Consider the following 23,393-nt stretch of genomic DNA (forward strand, 5'->3'; position numbering starts at 1 on the left):
AAATAGAGAGAGCATTTGAAAACTAATATCTTCAGATGCCTTTTTGTGAAATTCATCTCCGACCTTAAAGAGGTCAGAGTATTCTTTCACCATAAGATAAAAAGGTTAGATGTGAGATATTATGAAATTGTAAATATCTCTTACACCTGAGAAAAATCCATTATAGTTATTGTTGTGGATATTGCTCATATCATCTTCAATACGGTCATCTATTTCTTTTAAAAATGTAGTATTATTGTAATCATGTGTTGTGAAATAATGTACCTGTATTGCATAGTTGGTGTCCTCTTTAGGGAAAACATAGTTAACACCAATATGGTTCCAAGTCACATTTGTATCTCTTGAAGGATTTGAGAAATATTGTTTTGAAACTGGCACGCCACTGGCAGTTGCATTTTCAGTTTTAAGAACTTTATATCCACCATTTTCCATTGATTTGAATTTTTCTTCCGAAATGGATGTGATGTGGTCTTCCGGCCAATCATCCCAATGGTCAATATATACGTATTTGTTTGTTATTGCATGGGGAGTTTTAGATTCATTTGTTAAGTTTAATTCCTCGGTAGTATTCCATGCTTGTGGCACAATGGTCGCACTATGGTCAAAATCAATAGTTCTATCGCTATGGACACTTAAAAAACTATTGATTCCATTAATATTGGCTGCAAAGAAAAGAATGATAATCACAAGAACTATTCCACGTACTATGTCTCCTTTTCTCATTGTTTTCCTCCTTTATGTTCTGTTTTGGACCATTTTCTTTCTTTTCTGGTGAGCATTGTTATCATTGTTATGAAAAACAATGGAATTAAATGGAAACAGTAAATATAATATTTTACAAGGTCTTTTACATATTCTAATGCTGTAGGTCGGTCCCTTGAAAGAGCAAGTAAAATCCCTGGGAAAAATGCAATCATTGATAAGATTCCAACAATAAATGGTGCTTCCATTCTGATAACTGTTGCACCATTGTATATGAACCAGGAAATAGCATTTATTATTGTAATAACGAATCCGAAGAAGATTAATAAATTAAAACTGTAAAATGAGATATGCTCTAGAATATTGTATTTTTTTGAGATAGGTATTTTTGCCCTAATAATTTGAGGCAAATAGACAAATAATGTTTCAAAGTTACCAATAGCCCATCGTACTCTTTGTCTGAAAAAAGCTTTCCAGGTTGTAACCGCTTCTTGATATACTGCACATTCACCACAGTAACGAATTTTTCCACCGTTAAGAATAATTTTAATTGCTAAATTTAAATCTTCGGTTACCGCAAAACCATCCCAACGACCGGAGTCTATAATTGCCTGTTTTCTTACAAATTGTCCATTTCCACCTAAAAATCCTGTAAAATCAAGATTATCCTTTCCGATTAATGTATTTCCAAAACTTGCAAATTCAACATGTTGCATACGAGCTAAAAAGTTTTCATTTTTGTTCCACATTTTAACTCTTGATTGCACTCCTTCAATTTTGTCTCCATTGAGGTATTGGACAATTTTCATTAAGAAATCAGTCTTGATTTGTGTGTCTGCATCAAAAACACCGATGATTTCTCCTTTTGATAATGTCAATGCATCGTTTAAAACAAATCCTTTACCTTTTCCTGATCTTGGAGGGTGTCTTGTAACAATTCTGAGTTCTGGAATTTCTTCTTTTAATTTGGATAATATTTCTCTGGTAGTGTCAGTAGATCCGTCATTAACAACAATAACTTCAAAATTGGATTCCCCATGTTTGGTATATTCGGAGCTACAAACACTTCTAACAGTTGATTCAATGGTATTTTCTTCGTTGTGTGCTGGAATAAAAATGCTTATAAACGGAAGGTCATCTTCTTCATATTCTACGACTTCTTTTTGTTTTTTTAAACTTGCAATTGCATTTACAAGCATGGCCAATGTAGGTATTAAAAGTACCCATTGAAGCCATGTGGCATTTCTACTTAATATAGCTATTATGATTAAAGCGATACAAAGAATTAAAAGAAAACTTGAATCTGATTTTTCGACTAAGAGCTCCGTATTTTTTTCTTGTATTCTACTTTGAGCCGTTTGAACACTTAATATATTCTGTTCATGTTTTTTAAGTGATACGGCCATTGCTCTTTGCAATTCATCTTCATCAAGTGGTTTGAGCAGGTAATTATAAGGATTACTCATTAATAATTTGTCGATGGTGTCATCAAAGAGAGCTCCAACTATGATAATTACTGGAACGTTAAATATTTCTAAATCGCTCGCTGTTTCCAGTAAATCTAATCCTTCTTCTTCAGTATCTAGAAATATGAGATTGGGAGATAATTCATCTATTTTTTTGAAAATCTCGTTTTTTTCAGATGCTGATCCCACATATTCGTAATCATAGTTTTCAACATAATCTTCAATTTGAGATAGCATCATCTCTTCAGAACTGATTGCGAATATTTTAGGTTTACCTTCAATTAATTGTAACTCTGTCATTTGAATCTATTTAAATCCACTTGCATCATTAAGTTTGTTTTCTTCTAATTTGGCTCTATTGATTGTTATTTTAAGAGTTTTGTCTAATTTATTAATGTCATATGGTTTTGAAACAAACCCATAAGATCCTTTTACATTTGATTTTTCAAAAGTATCTGTATCAGTGTTTGCAGTTAAATAGATTACAGGTATTCTTAATTCAGATATTACCTCAGCTGCTTCAATACCTTCCATATCTCCTTTTAATTTAATATCCATTAAAACGACATCAGGTACTTTCTCTGCAGCAACATCTATTGCATCTTGACCTGTATCAACTGTGTCAATAATTTCATATCCTAAATCTTCTAAACTATATTTCAAATCCAATGCAGTAATTGCTTCATCTTCTACAATTAATATTCTTTCGTTCATTTTTTCACTCTTTTATTTATGTTTGTATCTGTTTATTTAAATAATTTAGTTTACAAAATTTTTTTGTTCTATTAAAAAATTATCCTTCAATAGTGTGGGACATGTAAATCGGGAATGTTAATCTATATCCTGTTCCGTTTTCATGTTGGAATAATTCAATATGGCCATCTAACTGTTTTGTCAGATTTTTGATAATTTCACATCCGAGGTTTTTAGTAATTTTCTCTGGATCGTCTATTCCAACACCGTTGTCCTGAAGTATTAATTCTGCTGTTTCATTGTCGATTTTATGTATCTTTTTGATAATTTTTTTGTTAGGTTTACTTTTATCAGGGAATGCATGTTTTATAGCATTCATTGTTAATTCGTCTATCACTAATAATAATGGTGTAATGACCTCAATTGTTAAAACCAAATCTCCATCAACATCAGATTCAAACTCAATACCGTCTCTTAAACCAATCAGACTTCTTAATTGACCGTCTTGGTCTTCGATGTATTCTTTAAGATTGATGTTTTTAAAGTCTGTGGTATTATATGTTTTTTCATGAAGAATTGCCAAAGAGGATAACCTGGATTGCATATGGTCGATAATAATTGTTGGTTTATCTCTATATGCTCTTTTTTCAAGGTTTAGGAAACTGTTTAGTACTTGTAAGTTGTTTTTCACCCTGTGGTGAACCTCTTTAATTAATACTTTTTGATGTTCATTGGCTTCCATAAGTTCCAGTTGTTTTGTTCTTTCTTCAGTAACATCTGTTAAAAATCCGATACTGTGTGACTCGGAACCAAATTCGAATCTCTCAAGGTAAATTTCACAAATTTTTTGATTGTTTTCGTTACCTTTTACATTATATGTAAATGTCTCTTCAAGTTCATTAATCTGCCCGTCAACTAATTGCAGTATGTTGTTAATCACATCTTCTTCAACGATATTTTGAACTACTGCTTTGGAATGTCGGTATTCTTCGGGGTCCTCTTCAATTAAATGATAGAAACCCTGTGAGAATTCGTATTGTTTGGTATTTAGTGGTTCAATGAGCAATGCTAATTTTTTACTATTTTTAAAACCGCTCAATAGGAAGTCAACTGGTCTTCTTATTTTGTCATGGGAGTATGTGGTCACATCTTTCATTAATCCATAACGACTGATTAAATTGCCTTTTTCATCGAATTTTGAGTATAAATTGATTTCAACATATTTTAAAGTTCCATCATTGGTTCTTATTCTTATAATGGACTCATAATGGGATGTACCGGAATCCATAATTTTAATAATTTTTTCGGTTAAAGGCTTATCTTCAGGGATTGCCAAATCAAAAACAATATTGTAATATTCGTCATATTCATCTCTTGGACGGTTAATTATGTTATAGATACCTTGTGTCCAGGAATATTTTCCGTTAATTTTATAATAACTTCCAGTTTGAGCAAAGTATTCTATTAAATTAGCTTTGTCCTCTTCACGTTTTTCTTCATCAGAGATGTATAAGCTGCTTTCACTTGTATCAATGTGGTCGGAAAGAAGGAATACTCTTCCCATTTCATAAATTATTTTAACATTTGTCAATCTTGCTAATTTCTCTTTGTGATGATATAAGAATCTCATATTCTTTGTTTCACGAGTTTTATAAACCTCAAAAAGAGACTCATATAAAAGTTGAAAAAACATAGGGGAACTTTTACTTAATAATCTTCCTTCAACATCTTCCTGTGCGATATTACCTCTTTTAAGAGCATTATTTCCCAGTCCATGTATGATGAAATCTTTTCCATCTTTGTATGGTAAGAAAATGTTAACGTCGGTTTTGATATTTTTCATAACGTTCTGAAATGGAATTTTTTCCATATCGAACTCTTTCGGAGCGTCTCGATAAAATTCTTTTTCATGAACATCATAGATATTCACTTCTTCAATATTTTCCAGTCTCCGATACTCTTTATGTATTCTCATTTCTATTCATCCCCATTTAAATCATATTCAAAAGTTTTTGGAAATGTTAATTTAAATCCTGTTCCAACATCGAGGTCCAATATCTCAATTTTTCCATTAATCTGGCGGGTTAAACTCATGATGATTTCCCAGCCTAAATTATGGTTTACAAGTTTTTCAGGCTTTTCAATTCCAACTCCATTGTCTTTTAAGATTAACTCACAAATATTTTCGTCTGCATAATCGATTTTTTTATAGATGGTCTTATTTTTCTGATTTTCATCTGGAAATGCATGTTTAATAGCATTCATTGTTAACTCGTCAATAACCAAAAGTAATGGTGTTATTATCTCCATTGATAAATGGATTTCTTCATTAATATCGGATTCAAAATGAATGTCTTTAGCGGTAAATAGGTTTTGAAGAGTTGTGTCTTGATCAATAATATAATCCTTAAGGTTGATGTTAATGAAATCAGTTGTATTATAAGTTTTTTCATGAAGTAAAGCAAGTGAAGATAAACGGGCTTGCATATTGTCTAAAATTTTGTTTGGATTACTTCCATATGCTCTTCTTTCCAGATTCAAGAAACTGTTCAGCACTTGTAAGTTGTTTTTTACTCTGTGGTGAACTTCTTTAATTAAAATGTTTTTTGTCGCATTTGATTCAACTAATTCTTTTTGTTTTTGACGTGCAATTGTAACGTCTGTTAAAAATCCGATACTGTGGGTTTTATTTCCATAATTGAATCTTTCAATAAATAATTCACATATTTTTTGGTTTTCTTCATCACCATTGATGTTATATGTAATAATTTCAGTTACCTCTTCAATTTCACCGTTTATTAATTTCATGATATTGTCTTTAGCTTCCTGTTCAACAATATTGTCAATAATTTTTTCATTGTGGATATAATCTTTTTTTGGAATTTCAATTATTTTATAAAATCCTTCACTAAATTCATATCTTTTACTTAACGGTTCCACGAGTAATGATAATTTGGAATTGTGATTAAAACCGTTTAACATAAAATCAACAGGTCGAGTCATATGTTTGTGTGAATCAACACTAACATCTTTAAATAACCCATAGTGGCTTATTTCTTCACCATTTTCGTCAAATTTTGAATATAAATATGTATCTAGATATTTAATATGTCCTCCGGGTGTTGAAATTCTAATGATGTTTTCATAGGTGTCAGTTTCAGGACTCATAGTTCCAAGCAATTCCTCAACCAATGGTTTATCTTCAGGGATTACCAAATCAAAGATAATATTATAATAGGAATCTCTAGGCTCTTTGGAACGGTTTATGATGTTATAAATTCCTGGGGTCCACACATATTCGTCTCTTGATTTGTAAAAACTTCCTGTCTGTGAGAAATATTCGATTAAACTGGCTTTATTCTCGTTGTCCTGTTCTTTTTGCTCTTCAACACTTATGTCTGGTTCAAGTTTATTTTCTTTAAAATCAGAAATTAAATACACTTCATCTCCATCACGAAGAATGTGAATGTTGGCTAAAGTCTTCACTCTGTCACTGATATAGTAAAAAATTCGTATTGCTTTGGTTTCTCCACTTTGATAAACTTCTTTTAAATCATTACCTAAAAGGTCATAAAAGAATGGAGAGCATTGGCTTAATAATCGGTATTCCACATCTTCAAGGTTAGTATTCGCCCTTTGTAATAGATTCCAGCCCACTCTTTCAATTATAAAATCTTCCCCTTCATTAACAGGTAAAAAAACATCTATATCTGCAGGAACATGTTTCATAATATTGCTAAAGCGGACTTTATCTGGTTTCATAACTTGGGGGGCTTTTTGATAGAAATCAAGAGTATTTACATTGTATACTTTAATTTCTTCTATTTTTTCTAATTCCCTATACTGTCTTTCAACATGCATGCAATTACCTTAAGTTTCGTTGATATATTAATATATTCACATTATATTTTTAATGTATATTATATTTATAAATAATTGCAAAAGCTTTTTAATAATTAATGATAAAATATAAGGTGGTACGAAAATTTTTTAATTTTCACATAATATTAATTTTAAGGTGTTATTAAATGACTTGTAGTATTTTAGTCGGTGGAGCATGGGGTGATGAAGGTAAAGGAAAATGTATTACTTACCTTTGTGACACTGATAAACCAGATATTATTGCTCGTGCAGGCGTTGGGCCAAATGCTGGGCATTCTGTTGAATTCAATGGAGAAAAATATGGTTTAAGATTGACCCCTTCAGGTTTTGTACATACTGGTGCCAAACTCATGATTGGTGCTGGGGTTTTAGTAAATCCTGATGTTTTATTCAAAGAATTTGAAGATTTAAAAAAATATAATGTAAAAGAAAGAATGTGTGTTGATCCTAGATGTGCTATAATTAATAATGATCACATGTCAAGAGATCAAGCTTCCGAACATTTGGCTAAAAAAATAGGAAGTACTGGTTCTGGTTGCGGACCAGCTAATTCTGACCGTGTAATGAGAACTATAGAATTAGCACGTGACATTCCTGAACTTGAGGAGTATATTACTGACGTATCTCTTGAAGTTAATGAATCTATTGACAATGGTGAAAATGTATTTATTGAAGGCTCACAAGGTTTTGCCCTTTCACTTTACTATGGATCTTATCCGTTTGTAACAAGTAAGGACACTACAGCATCTACATTTGCTGCGGATGTTGGTGTTGGGCCAACTAAAGTAGATGAAGTCATTAACGTATTTAAATCATATATTTCCCGTGTTGGAGAAGGACCATTCCCAACTGAAATGACTCAAGAGGAAGCAGAAAGCAAAGGTCTTGAAGAATATGGTGTTGTAACTGGAAGACGTAGAAGAATTGGTTACTTTGACATGGAACTTGCTAAAGAATCATGCAGAATAAACGGCGCAACCCAAATTGCCTTAACTTGTGTTGACAAATTATTTGACTGTGCTCGTGTTCAAGACTATGACCAACTTTCAGCTGAAACCAAGGCTTTCATTGAAGATATCCAAACCGAAACCGGAGTTCCGGTAACTATAATTTCAACCGGGCCTGATTTAAAAGACACAATCGATTTAAGAAAAGAATTATTATAATTCTTTTTCACACTTTTTTTATAATTATAATCATGTGCGGATATTTTTCACATAAATTAACTAATTTTAGATTATGTTCAAATCTTAGATGTTTGAAATAAAGTATTTGCTTTAGATATTGGCTATTGCAGGAGTAATGATTCCAATGTTTGTATATCCAAAAAAATTGAGACGCAAAGACATAAAAAAGATTAACAAATATCCCTGTGATGACCAATTGAAAGATGCTTATCTTACATATCTTACAAATTATTCTTTTGAAGAGTTTATTGGATTTTGTGAAGATAATGAAAGTATGGATTTGCAAGACCTGCTTTTTAAATTCACTGATTTGCAATTGGAAAAATTTGAACCCAATTCCCTAATTTGGGTTTCTCATGTGCTTGTTAATTTCATGATATATTTTGATGTTAATTTGGATTATGGGGAATATTATGATGCATATGCTTCAGCCCTGCAGTTTACCGTCCTTTCCAGTTCTATGAAGATGATTATCGACAAAATTCCTTATGAGGATGTACCTTTGCCTGAACATTCCAAAACTTGTTTTAAAAAATTATTCAATAAATGTCCTGATTTTAAATTTAATTTGGTTAAAGATTGTGAATTGGCTTACAAATCTTTTAATAATGATTTCGGATTTTCCAGTGAAGAATTTTACTTGAAAGTTAAAAATTTCTTCGATGATGAATGTTATTAAATATTTAATTTACTATCTGACAAGATTATTATACTTTAAAAGTAAATGTTAAATCATGTACAGGGACATGATTATCATTCGTGGAGCCAAAGTTCATAACTTGAAAAATATTGATGTTGATATTCCTCTTGGAAAGATTGTAGCTGTTTCGGGAGTTTCTGGAAGCGGGAAGTCTTCACTGGCATTGGGAGTGCTGTACTCTGAAGGGTCTAGAAGATATTTGGATGCGCTTTCAACATATACTCGTCGAAGAATTTCACAGTCCGAAAAGGCGCAGGTTGATTCAATTCAATATGTTCCGGCAGCGCTGGCTCTACATCAGCGTCCTAATGTTCCCAATATCAGGTCAACTTTTGGAACATCAACAGAACTTTTAAACTCATTAAGATTATTATATTCCAGATGCGGCAACTACACTTGTCCAAATGGTCACCTGCAGGAGCCAACTTTGAATGTGGCTCGTGAAATTCCTATTGTATGTCCTGTTTGTGGTGAAGAGTTTTACGGTTTGGGTGCTGAGGAATATGCATTCAATTCGGATGGGGCATGTCCGTCATGCAGCGGAACCGGATTTATTAGATGCATCGATGATTCTACATTGGTGGGTGATGAAACAAAAACTCTTGAGGAAGGTGCAATTGAGTCATGGAATATGTTTGGCATTTCATGGATGTATCATGTTGCAGGAGAACTGGGCGTTAGAATAGATGTTCCGTTTAAAGATTTGTCTGATGAGGAAAAAGACATTGTTTACAACGGCCCTGCAGTTAAGAGATACATTAACATTCCTTCCAAAAATGGTAAGTTATTTGAATTGAATGCTGAGTATAGAAATGCCCATAGGGCTGTAGAAGAGGCTCTCAAAAAAGCAAAAACAGAAAAGGGACTTCAAAGGATTAATAAGTATTTAACTACACAGGTCTGTCCCGATTGTTGTGGAACAAGACTCAACGAAAAAGCCCGTGAAACTCTTTTGGGAGGAATTAATTTAGCTGAAGCTTGTAAGATGAATCTCAAAGAGTTGGTTATATGGATTCAAAATGTTGTAAGTGAACTTCCGGATGGGGTTAGGCAGATGGCCGAAAATATCCTTGAGGAATTTATGGACAATGCTGAGATTTTACTTGATTTGGGTTTGAGCTACATTTCACTTGAAAGGCCTGCAAATACATTGTCCACCGGTGAACTTCAAAGAATGCAACTTGCCAAAACCTTAAGAAATCATACAACTGGCGTATTGTATGTTTTGGATGAACCTTCAATAGGTTTGCATCCCGATAATGTCAATGGATTAATCAGCGTTATAAGACGATTGGTTGAGGATGGAAATTCAATTGTTTTGGTTGACCATGATACAAAAATTTTAAGTATTGCGGATTATATGGTTGAATTGGGTCCTACTGCAGGAGCAGACGGCGGAAATATCATAGCGCAGGGAACCCTTGATGAAATCAAAGCTGATGAATCATCACAAATTGCACCATTTTTATCAAATTCCGAAAAAATTATTATAAGAAATAAATCTGGGGATGTTTTTGAAAATGGATTCATTAATATAAAAACCTCTGAAATTCACAATGTAAAACCAATTGATGTTCAAATTCCAAAAGGTAAATTAACTGCTGTAACTGGTGTTTCTGGAAGTGGAAAAACAACATTGCTTTTAGAAGCACTCTATCCTGCGGTCAAATCATTCATTAACAATGAAAATTTGCCTGAAGAGGTTTGTGATTTGGAATGTGGGGACATTAATAAAATTGATTTGATTGACAGTGTTCCAATAGGAAAGAATGTGAGAAGTACTGTTGCAACATATTCAAAGGTCCTTGATGATTTAAGAAGAGAGTTTTCCAAATTGTCTGGCGAGTATAAAACTGCTGATTTTTCATACAATACGGGAAAGTTAAGGTGTGAAACATGCAATGGGACTGGCAGTGTTTCTATGGATGTGCAGTTCCTTCCGGATGTGGAAATGACATGTCCTGACTGTGAAGGCACAAGATACAATGGAGATATTGAAAAAACAAAATTCAATGCTTTGTCTCTTGCGGATATTATGACATTAACAATAGATGAAGCTCTGGAAGAATTGTTTGGCCTTAAAAAGGTAACTTCCAAACTGCAAAAGCTGTCTGATTTGGGATTGGGGTATCTTACTTTGGGTGAGGCTACTCCAAGCTTGTCTGGTGGGGAAGCCCAAAGGCTTAAATTGGCATCGGAAATTGGAAAATCACAAAGGAATTCAATATTTATCTTTGATGAGCCGACAATCGGTCTGCATCCATTGGATGTTAAGGTCTTAATTGATGTTTTGGATAATTTGATTGACAGGGGAGCAACAGTTATTGTCATTGAACACGATTTGGATTTAATAGCTAATGCAGATTATATTATTGATATTGGAATTGACGATGATAACTGTGGCGGTAAAATTTTAGCCAAAGGAATTTTGGATGATATTATAAACTCTTCTGAAAGTTTAACAGGAAAATATTTGGCTGAAAAGGAATTATTTTAAGATTTTCAATGATTTTAGTGAAAAGTGACTAATGTTGTTGTATTGCTGGTTGTTTTACTGATAAATATTTTTTTAAACTATAAATATAACAATTGTTAATATTTATAATTGGAGTTGAAAAAAATGGAATTTTTAAGACAAACTGAAGTTATCCAATGGAAAGCTGGAGAATATAATGTTATTAAAGAAAACAGTGTCGATGATGAATATACTTATTTGTTTATAGATTATTTACCTCCAAGAAAATTTTCAACTTATCCTAAGGATTTAGAAGACTTTGCGATAGGATACTGTCTTGGAGAAGGTTTGATTAAAGATTATTCTGATATTGAATCAATCAAACTTGATGGAACAAATGTTTTGGTTTCAACAAAACTGTCCCATGACCCTGAAGAAGATTTGGAACAGGAAGGCATTGTTCAGGAAAGAAAAGGAAATTGCGAACATGCATGTGTTTGCAGACTTTTGGAATATCAGGGTGTAAATTCAGATAATGCTGGAGGAATAAGATCAGAGCTAAAGACCATTGAACCAAACAATTCTGATTTAAAAATTAATGCAACTCAAATAATTAAGGATATAAAACATTTAACTGATGAGGCAAAAATATGGCAAAAGACTGCGGGAGTGCACGTTGCCCAGCTAAAATATGGGGATAATATTATCATTCGTGAAGATGTGAGCCGTCACGTAGCGGTTGACAAAGTAATTGGGGCTGCCTCAAAGGAAGGCTATGATTTTTCAAGGTGCTACATTTCCTACAGTGGAAGAATGCCTGCTGATATGTTGATTAAGGTAATTCGTGTTGGAATTCCAATCATTATCTCAAATGCAGCTCCTGCATCATCAGGTATTGATGTAGCTCGTGCAGGAAATATTACTGTGATTGGTTTTGTTCGTGATAACAGATTTACTGTATATACCGCACCTGAAAGGGTAAATTTAGAAAAATAGATGATTTAAAGTTCATCTAATGAAAATGAACTTAAATCTAACAGGTCAAATGTTAATATATTTGGAGCTACGGTTACTTTTCCGACTCCAGTTATTATTTTATAAGCTTCAAATGCTTCAAGACATCCGATTAAGTTTGGTGTTGGTCCGATTACCGGAGGCACTCCGGAAGTTACATTTTTTAAAGCTTCAATTGTTTCATCATTCAATTCATGACCTACAGAAGGCAGGTTAAACATTTCTTCATATGTCTTATCACTATTAGGTAAAAATACTGTAATCTGACCTAATGTGCCGTGAATTGCTCCGTGAATGTAGGGAATTCCTTTTTCTTTAGCTGTTCTTGAAACAATAACTCTTGTTAATACGTTATCCAATGCGTCAATAACGAGGTCTGAGTCTCCAATTACTTTATCGATATTGCTTTGATCGACATGTTCATTGAAAATGGTAGTTTTAACGTAGGGGTTAATTAATCTAACCTTTTCAGCAGCTACTGCACTTTTATCAAGACCCAAATCGGAAATTGTTGCTAAAGTTTGTCTATTTAAATTGGATAAATCAAATGCATCCTTATCGACTAAAACAAGTTCTCCAATTCCCATTCTGGCAAGCATTTCTATGGTTTCTCCACCAATTCCTCCACAGCCGATAACTGTGATTTTTCCATCTTTGAATCTTTCCTGTTCACTTCTTGTTACAATACTCATTTGACGGGAAGCTATTTCCCAGTATCCATCACCGATGTATCTTGTTGGCATTTAATCACCTAAATATTTCTTCTAAGTCTTGGCAATATTTCCATAAATGTATCTAATGCAATTTCGTAGCTTTCCAAATCATGTCCTTCAATCAATCCGTTTTCATAAATGGAAATTTTTTCAAGGTCGATTTTATCTTTTGATTCAGAAAGGATTTTATTGCCTAATTGTTTTTTGGTATTTTCAAGGTTAATTGTATAGGGTAATTTGTATGAAAAAGAACTGTTGTCATAATCAATGGCTATGTATTCATCATCATCAATTTGTGATAAATCTAAAGCAACTTTTTTGAATCCTTGTCTTTTTAATTCATCATTGATTTGATTATATTTGTTTTCTTTTATAATTTCATCTAAATTATCTACTTCAATAATACCAAATTTCCCATTGTCTCTAACTTTAACGATTTCGCAGTCGGTATTTGCTAGAATATAATCCTCACAATAACTGATTCTTTTAATTTTTTCATAAGTTGTTGGAGTATCTGTTGGAATTCTAGTTGCAAGACAGGTTGTTGACCTTGAATAGGAGATATTGTTTTTATTTAAGTATTCATGAATCTCTTTTGATGTTAATTTGGCATCAATGAATGGTGTTTTGAAGCCCTTTTTATATGTTATTAGTATTCCAGGCCTATCAATAACCAAATCACTGATGTTGTTTCCATCGCAAATAAAGTCAAATCCTCTTTTTTTGGCCAATTGTTCAATTTGAGTATACATTAAGTCTCTGCAGGCATAACACCTGCTGGAATCATTTGATAAAAATTTATCGTCTTCATAAAAATTAATATCGATAATTTCATGTCTTATTCCAAAAGACTCAGTTGCTTTTTTGGCATTCTCAATAAAATCTGTCGGCAGTATGTGATTATCGATAGTGATAGCTAAAGTGTCTTTTGCAAATTTGGAAGATAAATAAGCTATCAATGTAGAATCAGCTCCACCGGAAAATCCAATTGCAACTTTCTTGCCTTTTAAAATATTTTCAACAATACTAATTTTTTCTTCTAGTTTCATTTTATCATATATTGGTTTGTTTTCTTAAATTTAAATAATTTAAGAGCATTTAATTAATGCTCTTAATTGTTGATGGGTTCAAAAGGTGAGTTTAATTTTAAGGAGTAATAATCGAACCCAATCACTATTTTAGCTATAACATGGTATTTTGGAGATTATTGAACAATCTAATGGGAAATAATTTATTTACCGTTTTTACCAGTTATGTCTTTTTAAATATTGCCCGAGAATATGGAAAATTAAGAATCCCTTCGAAATTAAAACTATATAACAATAGTTATTTTTTTCCATAAAATTAAATTGTATCAATTACTATATAAACATTTTGAATTTTTTTAAATCGGAATATTTTCCCGATGGGAAAAGGTTGTTTACATTTTGTAATGTGTTTTTGATGTTTTCCGATAGAAATCTTTAAAAATAAAGAAAGTAATATAACAATTGTTAATAATTAAAATATGGGAGAATTTCGATGAATTTTAACTTAAAGTTTAAAGATATTGATGAGAAAAGACAGCTAAATGAAAATTACACTATAAAAAATCTGTTGGATGATCTGGAGTTATCTTCCCAGACAATTGTCGCAAAACAAAATGGAGAGTTGTCCATTGAGGAAAGCATAATTGAGGATGGTGATGAAATTCAATTGGTTCAAATTATATATGGTGGATAGTAGTTATTTTTTAGCAATAACTACAATAATATAATCATTTTCTTTTTTGAAACTTTCAACCTCACTAAATCCGGCACCAAGTAAATATTTTTCCAATTGTGGGGTTGTGTAAACTTTCATTCCTTCAACGGTAGCTAACCATTTTTCATCGTCGGGATGATTTCCGTCAGTTCCCTGAGCTATCATGAACTGTCCGTTTGGTTTAATGATTCTTGAAACTTCTTTAAATGTTTCTTGTATATGTGGCCAAAAATAAATGGTTTCGAATGCGGATACCAGATCATAAGATTCATTTTCAATGGGCATATTGCTCACATCTGCTTGAATAATTTTGCATCTCCCGTTATTCACTGCTTTTTGGTTTTGTTTTGTGGATGCGGCTACTGAAACTTCAGAATAGTCCAGTCCATCAACATTATTGCAGGTTAGTTTGAGGAATTTTTTAATATTGACTCCGCCTCCACACCCTATATCCAAAATTTTGGCATTGCTATTGACAGTAATGCATTCAAATGCAAATTCTGAGATTTCCCTGTGATTTTCATTCATATTTTCTATAGTTTGCTTGCCCTCTTCACCGTGAGGTTTCATGCATTGTGTAATCTTTTCTGCTACCATATTTGAACCTTTAATATTTTTTTTACTTATATTAGTTTAGTAATTTAATATATGATACATTTATCTCATTATTTTTGCTGTTTTTTCAAGGATACTTTTAAATACTATTAGTAACATAACACATGTTATCATAATATAACAATTGTGATAACCAATAATAGGAGGACAATGTATGTGTGAAATTTTTTGTTTTAATTCGAATACGCCAAAACAAATAAATAAATGTTTGGAATGTTTTTATAATCACTCTGAAGAGCATCCGCATGGATGGGGATTGGCAACTATGCAATCCGATGAATTTGTTATAAATAAAGAACCTATAAAAGCAACATGTAGTCAACATTTAAAGGATATATTGTCCAACCCTGTTGTTGGAAAAAATGTATTCGCTCATATCAGGTTAGCTACGGTTGGTGAAATAATATCTCCCAATTGCCACCCTTTTATAGAAGCTGATGATAATAATCGTTCTTGGATGTTAATTCATAATGGAACCATTTTTGATTATCCTGAACTTGATAATTATAGGGATAGGGAAAATGGGGACACTGATTCTGAGCGGATACTTCTTTATATAATTGATAAAGTCAATCAGTTTGAAAAATCAAAAAATGCTCCGTCAACAATCAAGGAACGTTTTAACTTATTGAAAGGTATCGTCGAAGATCTCTCAAAGAACAATAAGCTTAATTTAATGATTTATGATGGGGATTTAACTTATATTCATTCTAATATGAAAGATTCTTTATACTACTTAAAAAGTGATGAAGGCTTTTTGGTTGCTTCAACACCGCTGGATGATGATGAAAACTGGAAAGTCGTTGAATTGAATAAATTATTTGGATTAATTGATGGTGAAATCATATTTGAAAGTGAAGAGCATGAAAATGAGTTTGTTCTCACAGAAGAACATGAAAAAGCCATCGAGGAGTTTTTAAAAACAATCCAATAGGTGAGTAAATGATTGGTAAGGAAATTATCAGAAATAAATTATATGACGAATTCATAAAACCAACAAATCAGAAAAAGGATTTCATAGGTATCGAAATTGAAATTCCAATCGTTAACTTGAATAAAGAAGCTGTAGATTTCAGTATTGTTCATGATGTCACTGATAAATTTAAAAAACATTACTCGGATTTTAAGGATGATGGAATAGATTATGAAGGTAATGTCTTTTCTTTAAAAAATCCCGATACTGACGATATAGTCTGCTATGACTGCTCTTACAATAATATTGAATTTGCAATGGGCAAGGAAAAGGATTTGTTTACAATTAATGACCGTTTCTGTGAATACTATTCCTTTGTTAAGGAGTCCTTTGAAGAGTTTAATCATACATTGACTGGAATGGGAATCAATCCATATCGCAAATACAATTTGAATAAGCCAATTCCATCTGAAAGATATTTGATGCTTTATCATCATTTGAAGTCATTTAAAAACTATTCAGATATTCCTTTGGCTTTTCATAAATATCCGGAATATGGAATGTTTTCCTCCGCTTCACAGGTTCAGCTCGATGTTCAAAAGGATGATTTGATTCAAACAATTAATGTGTTTTCAAAGCTTGAACCTATCAAGGCATTATTGTTTTCTAATTCAGTTTTATTTGAAGAAAATAATGATTTAGTATGTTTCAGGGATTATCTTTGGGAATATTCAACTCATGGTGTAAATCCTCACAATATCGGAATGTATGATGTTGATTTTAAGGATATTGATGAATTGCAAGCATATCTGGAGTCTCTTAATATTTATTGTGTAATGCGCGATGGTGCTTATATCAATTTCCCGTCAATGAATTTGCTTGATTATTTCCAGAAGGAATATGTCCGTGGGGAAATTTACAGCAACGGAGAGTATCATGAAATTGACATTAAGCCTTCTATAAATGATATTAAATATTTAAGGCCATTTAAATTCATTAATTTGACATTCAGAGGTACTGTTGAATTCAGAAGTATATGCACTCAACCTATTAAAGACTCAATGTGTGTTGCAGCTTTCCATTTGGGACTGAAAGATAAATTAAATGAACTGGAAGAAATAATTGAAAATGATCATTCATTATACCATAACGGATATACTGCAGGGGAGCTTAGAAAACTCCTTATTCATGAAGATATTCCTAAAATATTCAATAAAAGGGATTTATGTAAATTGTCAAAAGAAATTGTTGATTTGTCTTCATCAGGTCTTAAGGAAAGGGGCATCGGTGAGGAATTATTTTTAAATCCGTTGTATTCTCGTATTAAAAAGCATACAAATCCTGGAAATGAGATACTGTCAATGATTCGCAAAGGAATTAATTTGGAAAAGATTATTAGAGATTATGGTAATTTGAATAAAGTAATTTAATTTTTCGAGGGATATGAATGAAATTTGAAAATTTACTCAAATTATCTTCTGATGAGATATTGGCAGGTTCTTTTGGCATTGAATGGGAGAGTTTAAGAGCTAAAGAAGATGGTAAGCTTTCATTGACTCCGCATCCTGCTATTTTCGGTGATAAACTAACCAATCCTGTAATTACCACAGATTTTTCAGAAAGCCAAATTGAAATCATAACTCCTACCTTCGATACAATTGATGAGGCATATGATACATTTTCCCTGTTGGCCGATTTGGTTAATGCTTCACTTCCTGATGATGAATACCTCTGGTTTCAGTCAATACCATGTATTTTGCCATATTGGGACAGAATTCCAATAGCCCAGTACTCAGAGGATGGAGTCGATAACCAGAAGTATCGTGAGGATTTGGCAAAGAAATACGGCGTTAAAAAACAGATGATTTCAGGAGTCCATTTTAACTTTTCGTTTTCGGATAATTTTCTAAAAAAATTATATTCCCTTGAAAAGTCAAATGCAACCTTTAAAGAATTTAAAAATGATATTTACTTAAAAATTGCCAGAAATTATTTAAGATATTGTTGGCTGATTATTTATTTGACCGGATGTTCAATCGGATCACACAGGACATTTTCTCATGACTGCATTCATCTGATGGATGCTCGCGATGATTATGGAAGTTATTATTCAACTAGAGGACCTTCATTTAGAAATGCCTCATGCGGCTATAAAAATCTAAAAGATTTGTATCCGTCATATGATTCAGTTGAAGATTTTACAGGTGACATTAACAGGTTTATTGCGGATGGAGATTTGTCTGAAGCAAAAGAGCTGTATACTCAAATCAGACTAAAACCAAAAAATCCTAAGGATTTATTAAATTCCTTAAATGATGATGGGATTGAATATATTGAAATAAGGACATTGGACATTAATCCGTTTTATAAATGCGGGCTTGTTAAAAAAGACATGGCATTTTTACATTTGTTTTTAATTTATATGCTGATCAAAGAGGAATCAGATTATGAATTTTGGCAAAAAGAAGCTAAAATAAATGAAGAAAACACTGCTGAAAGGGCATATGATGATTCAATGAGATTGCTGAAAGACGGAAAAGAAGTATCTATTGGCCAGTGGGCCTCTGAGATAGTTGATGATATGTATGAAATGTGTGATGCATTGGGTATTAATGAATTTGATACTCTAAATATGATGTATGAGAGAATTTCAAATCCTGATTCAACTTACGGTAAAAAGTTATTGAGGTTAATAAAGAAACGGGGCTATATTAATGCGCATATTGAGCTGTCTAAAAACAATAAGCAGATTAGTGTAGAAAATCTGAAAAATATGGACATTTGCAACGATGGCGAGTTTAGGAAGTATTTCAATGTAGCCTTGGTTGGAAAGTAATTTTCTTTTAACAAAAGTTTTATATGTATTTAAATTAAATTATAATTTAAGGGATTTATATAACAATTGTTAACTTAATTATTAAGTAATTTATTTATATACAAGATATATAAAATTAGTATTGTAATTAAGTTAATTAATTAACGGTGATTATGAATGAATAAGAAAATTACATTTGTTTTAGTGTTGGCTCTTGCTGCATTTTTAGTAATGGGTGCTGCAAGCGCTGGCTTCTTTGATTTTTTAGGTGGGGGAGACAACACCGTAAAAATAGGTTATTTACCTTCTGATCACGATGCTGCATTGTTTGTAGCTGAGAAGCAAGGTTTGTATGAGAAAAAAGGAATTAAGGTTGAACTTGTTCAGTTCAATAATGGTGGAGACTTGATGACTGCTATGGCTAGTGGTCAGGTTGATGTCGGATATGTTGGAATTGCTCCTGTATTGTCCTCTGTTGCAAAAGGAGTTCCTGTAAAAGTTATTTCCTCTGCTCAAACTGAAGGTAGTGGAATTATTGTAACTAAAGACTCTGGAATTAAATCTGCTGCTGATTTGAAAGGTAAATCAATAGCAACTCCTGGTGAAGCTTCAATTCAGCATGTTTTACTTTCAAATTACTTAGACAAAAACGGTTTATCTATTAAAGATTTAAACGTCTCAGCTATGAAAGTTCCTTCAATGAATGATGCTTTAAAAACCAAACAAATCGATGGTATTATCACTTTCCAGCCTTATGTAAGTATAGCAGCAAATGATACCAATAATGTTGTTTTAGAAAACTCATCTGGAATTTTACCAAACCATCCATGTTGTGTGGTTGTTGCATCTGATGACTTCATTAAAAACCATGAAAACGAAACTAAAAATATTATCGAAATTCATAACGAATCAACTAAATTCATCAATGATAATATTAAATCAGGCAATACTTCTGAAGTTGTAAAACTCTTGCCTGAAGATATTGTTTCCAATGCAGATTTGGAAGCTCTTTCATTACAAAGTTTCCCATTCATTTCTGGAATTGATAACAGTTTCAAAGCAGATGTGGATTCCTTCCAAAATCTTGAAGTAAAATTAGGTATTTTAAACAGTACAGTTCCTCAGGATAAATTGTACTGGGAAGCATAGTATTCACTATGCTTTTTTTTAATTTTTTTCGTATTCTTTTTTGACTGTTTCCATAGCCTTTTTTGTTTTTTCATCGCCGATTTTTCCAATCATTCTATTGTTTTCAATGACTCTTTCCATATACACTGCTCGTTTTTCATCATCGACTATTTGGTATCTTGAAAAGTTAACTAAACATTCTATTAGTCCGGATAATCCTCTGTTAAAGGCTTTTATATTTTCATCATTAACTATGACTTCTTCAATTTTTCCTTTAATTATGTAAATGCTTTGATCATTGTCGATTGGTGTATTTTCCGGTTTTTGCTCTTGGATATCAACCACATTGACTATAATATATGATCCGGCATCCTTCAGGATGGCAATGTCTTCATCATCTGTATAATATTCTTCTGGAAGTTTGCCGATTGTTGATTTGGTAAAAATTAGAGGGTCTTGAGTAATGTTGACGACATATCTTTTGGTATTTTTGATGTTGTCAAGTGTTTTCGAGCCTTCGAATATTCTGCAGCCGACGTTGTCATCACCGAAATACTTCAAACCTATGGCTGCGGAGTTTTTGTTTCCTTCATTGTCAATGGTCGTATAGATGCATTCATATCTTTCTTCGGTGTTAATTCCGATTCTTTCTAAATTAAAATTCATTTTGTCAAATCCTGTTGACTTGGAAATGCTTCAGCTATTTTATTGAGGTTGTTAAATATGTTGATTAAAGTGTTTATTTCATCTTCAATTTCTGTGTTTTCTATGCCTTCAAGAGTTTCTATATACTGGGGAAACATTTGTTTTCCATTTTCAAAAAATAAGTAATAATCATTAAATTGGATTTCTCCATTGTTTAAATCGTTGACAATGTCAAGATACAATTCGTTAAAGTCATCGCAACTTGCTTTAAACATTTCTTTTGTTTCATTTGTCATTTGAGCATTTTCTAGATTTTCCAAAGCATTATTTAATCTAATTATAGAGATAGTATAAAGCTCTAAATCAATTTCACCATTCATATAACTCACATGTAATGATTTTCAAAAATAAAAATAAAAAAAGAGTTAATTTCTCAAAAGAGAAATTATAATTTGATTTTAATATCGAGTGCACTTGAACCTTCTTCGTAGACGAAGATTGGGTTGATGTCTAACTCGGTAATTTCTGGGAAGTCTAAAGTTAATCTAGCTACTCTTTTAATAGCTTCTTTAACTTCTCCGATGTCACAAGGTGCTTCTCCTCTGTATCCTTTAAGCAATTCAGATACTTTGGTTTTTTCAATTTGTTCATCAATTTCTTGAGAACTCATTCCTTTAGCTAAATTGAATGCGACATCTTCAATAAGGTTAACGTAGATTCCACCCATACCGAATGCAATCATTGGTCCGAATTGTTTGTCTTTAATCATTCCAACAATTACTTCTTCACCGGAATCCATCATTTTTTGCACTTCAACACCGTCTGGGATGATGTCTGGGTGTGCAGCTTTAGCGTTTGCAATGATTTCATCATATGCTGCTTTTGCTTCTTCTTCATTTTCAATTCCTACTTTTACACCTCCGATATCGGATTTGTGTAAAATTTTATCAGATGCAATTTTAAGTACAACTGGGAATTCCATGTCTTTTGCAAGTTCTGCTGCTTCATCTGCAGAAGTGGATAATTTGATAGGTGCTGCTGAAATACCATAAGCTTCAGCTACTGCATAAGCTTCACTACCAAGTAATGTGTCTCTTCCGTCAGCAGTTACTTTGTCGAATATTGCTTTTACTGCATCTTTGTCAACATCATCAATGCTTTCAATGACATCATCATATTGTCTGTCTTCGAGTTTAGCATATCTTGTCATTGCTTCAAGTGCGGTTACTGCAGTTTCTGGGAATACATATGTTGGAACTCCATTTGCTCTTAAAGCTTCATTTGCTGCTTCAAATGATGGTCCACCCATATTTACAACGATAATTGGTTTGTCAAATTCTTTTCTTTCTTCTAAGATTGCTTGTGCAATTCCATCAGGATCTGCTGATGCGGTAGGACAAACCATGATAATTAAACTGTCAACCTCATCATGAGCTAAGACAATTTCAAGAGATTCTTTGTATCTGCTTACTGGTGCATCACCTAATACATCAATAGGGTTTTTTGCACTTCCTTCTTCAGTTACACACTCTTTTAATTTTGCAGTAGTTTCTTCATCAAATTGAACAAGTTCTAAACCGGCTTTTTCCATAGCATCTACGGTTAAAACTCCTCCTCCACCTGCATTGGTAATAATAGCTACATGGTCACCTTTTGGAAGTGGTGCTTTGGAGAATGCTAAACCTAAATCAAATAACTCTGCCATGGTTTCTACACGCATTATTCCTGATTGGTGGAATGCGGTATCGAATGCTAAATCACTACCTGCCAATGCTCCGGTATGTGAGGATGCAGCTTCTGCTCCGGCACTACTTGAACCTGATTTGAGTATGATAATCGGTTTTTTAACTGCTGTTTTTCTCATTGTTCTTACAAAGTCTTCATCATCAGAAATAGATTCTAAGTAACAAATGATTACTGCAGTTTCATCATCTTCTGCTAAGTATTCTAATAATTCTATTTCGGTTACTCCTGCTTTGTTACCTAAACTGATTACTTTACTGAATCCGATACCTGATGTTACACTCCAATCAATAATTGCAACCATCATTGCTCCACTTTGGGAAATAAATGCAATATTTCCTGTAGGTGGCATCATTTGTGAAAATGAGCCGTTTAATGGAGTGTGTGAATCGGTGATTCCTAAACTGTTTGGTCCAATAATGTTTATTCCATATTCTTCACCAAGTGCGGTTAATTCAGCTTCTAGTTTGGCTCCTTCTCCGCCAACTTCTTTAAATCCTGCGGTGATAACTACCATATTTTTAACACCTTTTTCACCACATTCTTTAACGGCAGGGTTTACCAATGGGGAAGGAATAGTTATGATTGCTAAATCAACATCTCCGGGGATTTCGGTTATGTTTTTGTATGCTTTTTTGCCTAAAATCTCTCCACCTTTTGGATTTACAGGATATATTTCTCCTTTGAATCCATCATTGATTAGGTTGTCGACAATAATGTATCCTACTTTTCCAGGAGTATTGGATGCACCAATAACAGCCACGGATTCAGGTTTAAACATCTTATTGAGATCTTTCATAAGTTTTTCTCCTTGTAATTTTGTTAACATTATAAATATTAAGTCATTTATAATGATAAATAATTAACAATTATATTTTTGTCTTAAATTGTATAAAAATTTTAATATTTGTAATTATTTAAAATAGATATTTAAAGTTTTTATGAAAAAATAATGAAACTAAAAAAATAAGATAAGTAT

At 32.5% G+C, this 23,393-nt stretch carries 20 protein-coding genes; 9 read left to right on the plus strand and 11 right to left on the minus strand.

Features of this window, described 5'->3' with window-relative positions; all coding sequences use genetic code 11:
• Window positions 1-105 precede the first annotated feature (105 nt).
• The 5 genes from UIB65_RS02300 to UIB65_RS02320 all read right to left on the minus strand — a co-directional run bounded on the left by UIB65_RS02300 (window position 106) and on the right by UIB65_RS02320 (window position 6,722).
• Window positions 106-723 (minus strand): hypothetical protein, encoded by a 618-nt coding sequence (locus tag UIB65_RS02300; protein WP_330039517.1) that lies wholly within the window; start codon window positions 721-723, stop codon window positions 106-108.
• The gene (locus UIB65_RS02305) at window positions 720-2,468 is read right to left on the minus strand and encodes a glycosyltransferase (protein ID WP_330039518.1); all 1,749 of its coding nucleotides are present in this window, start codon (window positions 2,466-2,468) and stop codon (window positions 720-722) included. The genes UIB65_RS02300 and UIB65_RS02305 overlap by 4 nt, the downstream gene beginning before the upstream one ends.
• A gap of 6 nt (window positions 2,469-2,474) precedes the next feature.
• Window positions 2,475-2,882 carry a response regulator gene (locus tag UIB65_RS02310; protein ID WP_330039519.1) on the minus strand — a complete coding sequence of 136 codons (408 nt, stop codon included), beginning with the start codon at window positions 2,880-2,882 and terminating at the stop codon, window positions 2,475-2,477.
• 79 nt (window positions 2,883-2,961) lie between these two features.
• Window positions 2,962-4,836: a histidine kinase dimerization/phosphoacceptor domain -containing protein gene (locus UIB65_RS02315; protein ID WP_330039520.1), complete on the minus strand. Its 1,875-nt coding sequence runs from the start codon at window positions 4,834-4,836 to the stop codon at window positions 2,962-2,964.
• Between the two features lie 2 nt (window positions 4,837-4,838).
• Window positions 4,839-6,722 (minus strand): histidine kinase dimerization/phosphoacceptor domain -containing protein, encoded by a 1,884-nt coding sequence (locus UIB65_RS02320; RefSeq protein ID WP_330039521.1) that lies wholly within the window; start codon window positions 6,720-6,722, stop codon window positions 4,839-4,841.
• A 167-nt stretch (window positions 6,723-6,889) separates the two neighbouring features.
• On the opposite strand from UIB65_RS02320, the gene UIB65_RS02325 reads away from it, so the two are divergent.
• The 4 genes from UIB65_RS02325 to fdhD all read left to right on the plus strand — a co-directional run bounded on the left by UIB65_RS02325 (window position 6,890) and on the right by fdhD (window position 12,081).
• Complete coding sequence (locus UIB65_RS02325) at window positions 6,890-7,909, plus strand: adenylosuccinate synthetase (RefSeq protein WP_330039522.1); 1,020 nt, start codon at window positions 6,890-6,892, stop codon at window positions 7,907-7,909.
• 118 nt (window positions 7,910-8,027) lie between these two features.
• Window positions 8,028-8,609, plus strand: a complete 582-nt coding sequence (locus UIB65_RS02330) for a hypothetical protein (RefSeq protein ID WP_330039523.1) — start codon at window positions 8,028-8,030, stop codon at window positions 8,607-8,609.
• A 55-nt stretch (window positions 8,610-8,664) separates the two neighbouring features.
• Window positions 8,665-11,127, plus strand: a complete 2,463-nt coding sequence (locus tag UIB65_RS02335; RefSeq protein WP_330039524.1) for an excinuclease ABC subunit UvrA — start codon at window positions 8,665-8,667, stop codon at window positions 11,125-11,127.
• Window positions 11,128-11,250: 123 nt separating this feature from the next.
• Window positions 11,251-12,081: a formate dehydrogenase accessory sulfurtransferase FdhD gene (gene fdhD / locus UIB65_RS02340; RefSeq protein WP_330039525.1), complete on the plus strand. Its 831-nt coding sequence runs from the start codon at window positions 11,251-11,253 to the stop codon at window positions 12,079-12,081.
• 5 nt (window positions 12,082-12,086) lie between these two features.
• On the opposite strand, the gene UIB65_RS02345 is transcribed toward fdhD, so the two are convergent.
• Entirely contained in the window at window positions 12,087-12,842 is a 756-nt protein-coding gene (locus UIB65_RS02345) for a HesA/MoeB/ThiF family protein (RefSeq protein ID WP_330039526.1), read from the minus strand.
• 8 nt (window positions 12,843-12,850) lie between these two features.
• A complete protein-coding gene (larE, locus tag UIB65_RS02350; RefSeq protein ID WP_330039527.1) occupies window positions 12,851-13,861 on the minus strand; it encodes an ATP-dependent sacrificial sulfur transferase LarE in 1,011 nt (336 codons plus the stop codon).
• 472 nt (window positions 13,862-14,333) lie between these two features.
• Between larE and UIB65_RS02355 the strand changes: the two genes are divergently transcribed.
• Window positions 14,334-14,534, plus strand: a complete 201-nt coding sequence (locus UIB65_RS02355; RefSeq protein WP_330039528.1) for a MoaD/ThiS family protein — start codon at window positions 14,334-14,336, stop codon at window positions 14,532-14,534.
• Between the two features lie 3 nt (window positions 14,535-14,537).
• On the opposite strand, the gene UIB65_RS02360 is transcribed toward UIB65_RS02355, so the two are convergent.
• Window positions 14,538-15,152 carry a class I SAM-dependent methyltransferase gene (locus tag UIB65_RS02360; protein ID WP_330039529.1) on the minus strand — a complete coding sequence of 205 codons (615 nt, stop codon included), beginning with the start codon at window positions 15,150-15,152 and terminating at the stop codon, window positions 14,538-14,540.
• 172 nt (window positions 15,153-15,324) lie between these two features.
• Between UIB65_RS02360 and UIB65_RS02365 the strand changes: the two genes are divergently transcribed.
• The 4 genes from UIB65_RS02365 to UIB65_RS02380 all read left to right on the plus strand — a co-directional run bounded on the left by UIB65_RS02365 (window position 15,325) and on the right by UIB65_RS02380 (window position 20,047).
• Window positions 15,325-16,104 carry a class II glutamine amidotransferase gene (locus tag UIB65_RS02365; RefSeq protein ID WP_330039530.1) on the plus strand — a complete coding sequence of 260 codons (780 nt, stop codon included), beginning with the start codon at window positions 15,325-15,327 and terminating at the stop codon, window positions 16,102-16,104.
• Window positions 16,105-16,112: 8 nt separating this feature from the next.
• On the plus strand, window positions 16,113-17,513 hold the full coding sequence (locus UIB65_RS02370; protein WP_330039531.1) for a hypothetical protein: 1,401 nt from the start codon (window positions 16,113-16,115) through the stop codon (window positions 17,511-17,513).
• Between the two features lie 17 nt (window positions 17,514-17,530).
• A complete protein-coding gene (locus UIB65_RS02375; RefSeq protein ID WP_330039532.1) occupies window positions 17,531-18,919 on the plus strand; it encodes a glutamate--cysteine ligase in 1,389 nt (462 codons plus the stop codon).
• A 156-nt stretch (window positions 18,920-19,075) separates the two neighbouring features.
• Window positions 19,076-20,047, plus strand: a complete 972-nt coding sequence (locus UIB65_RS02380; RefSeq protein ID WP_330039533.1) for an ABC transporter substrate-binding protein — start codon at window positions 19,076-19,078, stop codon at window positions 20,045-20,047.
• A gap of 18 nt (window positions 20,048-20,065) precedes the next feature.
• Here the strand turns inward: UIB65_RS02380 and UIB65_RS02385 are convergent, their stop codons facing one another.
• The 3 genes from UIB65_RS02385 to acs form a co-directional block, all read right to left on the minus strand.
• Entirely contained in the window at window positions 20,066-20,692 is a 627-nt protein-coding gene (locus UIB65_RS02385; RefSeq protein ID WP_330039534.1) for a DUF447 domain-containing protein, read from the minus strand.
• Entirely contained in the window at window positions 20,689-21,051 is a 363-nt protein-coding gene (locus UIB65_RS02390) for a hypothetical protein (RefSeq protein WP_330039535.1), read from the minus strand. Before UIB65_RS02390 ends, UIB65_RS02385 begins: the two co-directional genes overlap by 4 nt.
• Window positions 21,052-21,116: 65 nt before the next feature.
• On the minus strand, window positions 21,117-23,213 hold the full coding sequence (acs, locus tag UIB65_RS02395) for an acetate--CoA ligase alpha subunit (protein ID WP_330039536.1): 2,097 nt from the start codon (window positions 23,211-23,213) through the stop codon (window positions 21,117-21,119).
• Between the last annotated feature and the right edge of the window lie 180 nt (window positions 23,214-23,393).

The sequence above is a fragment of the Methanobrevibacter sp. genome, from assembly GCF_036307625.1.
Taxonomy (GTDB): domain Archaea; phylum Methanobacteriota; class Methanobacteria; order Methanobacteriales; family Methanobacteriaceae; genus Methanocatella.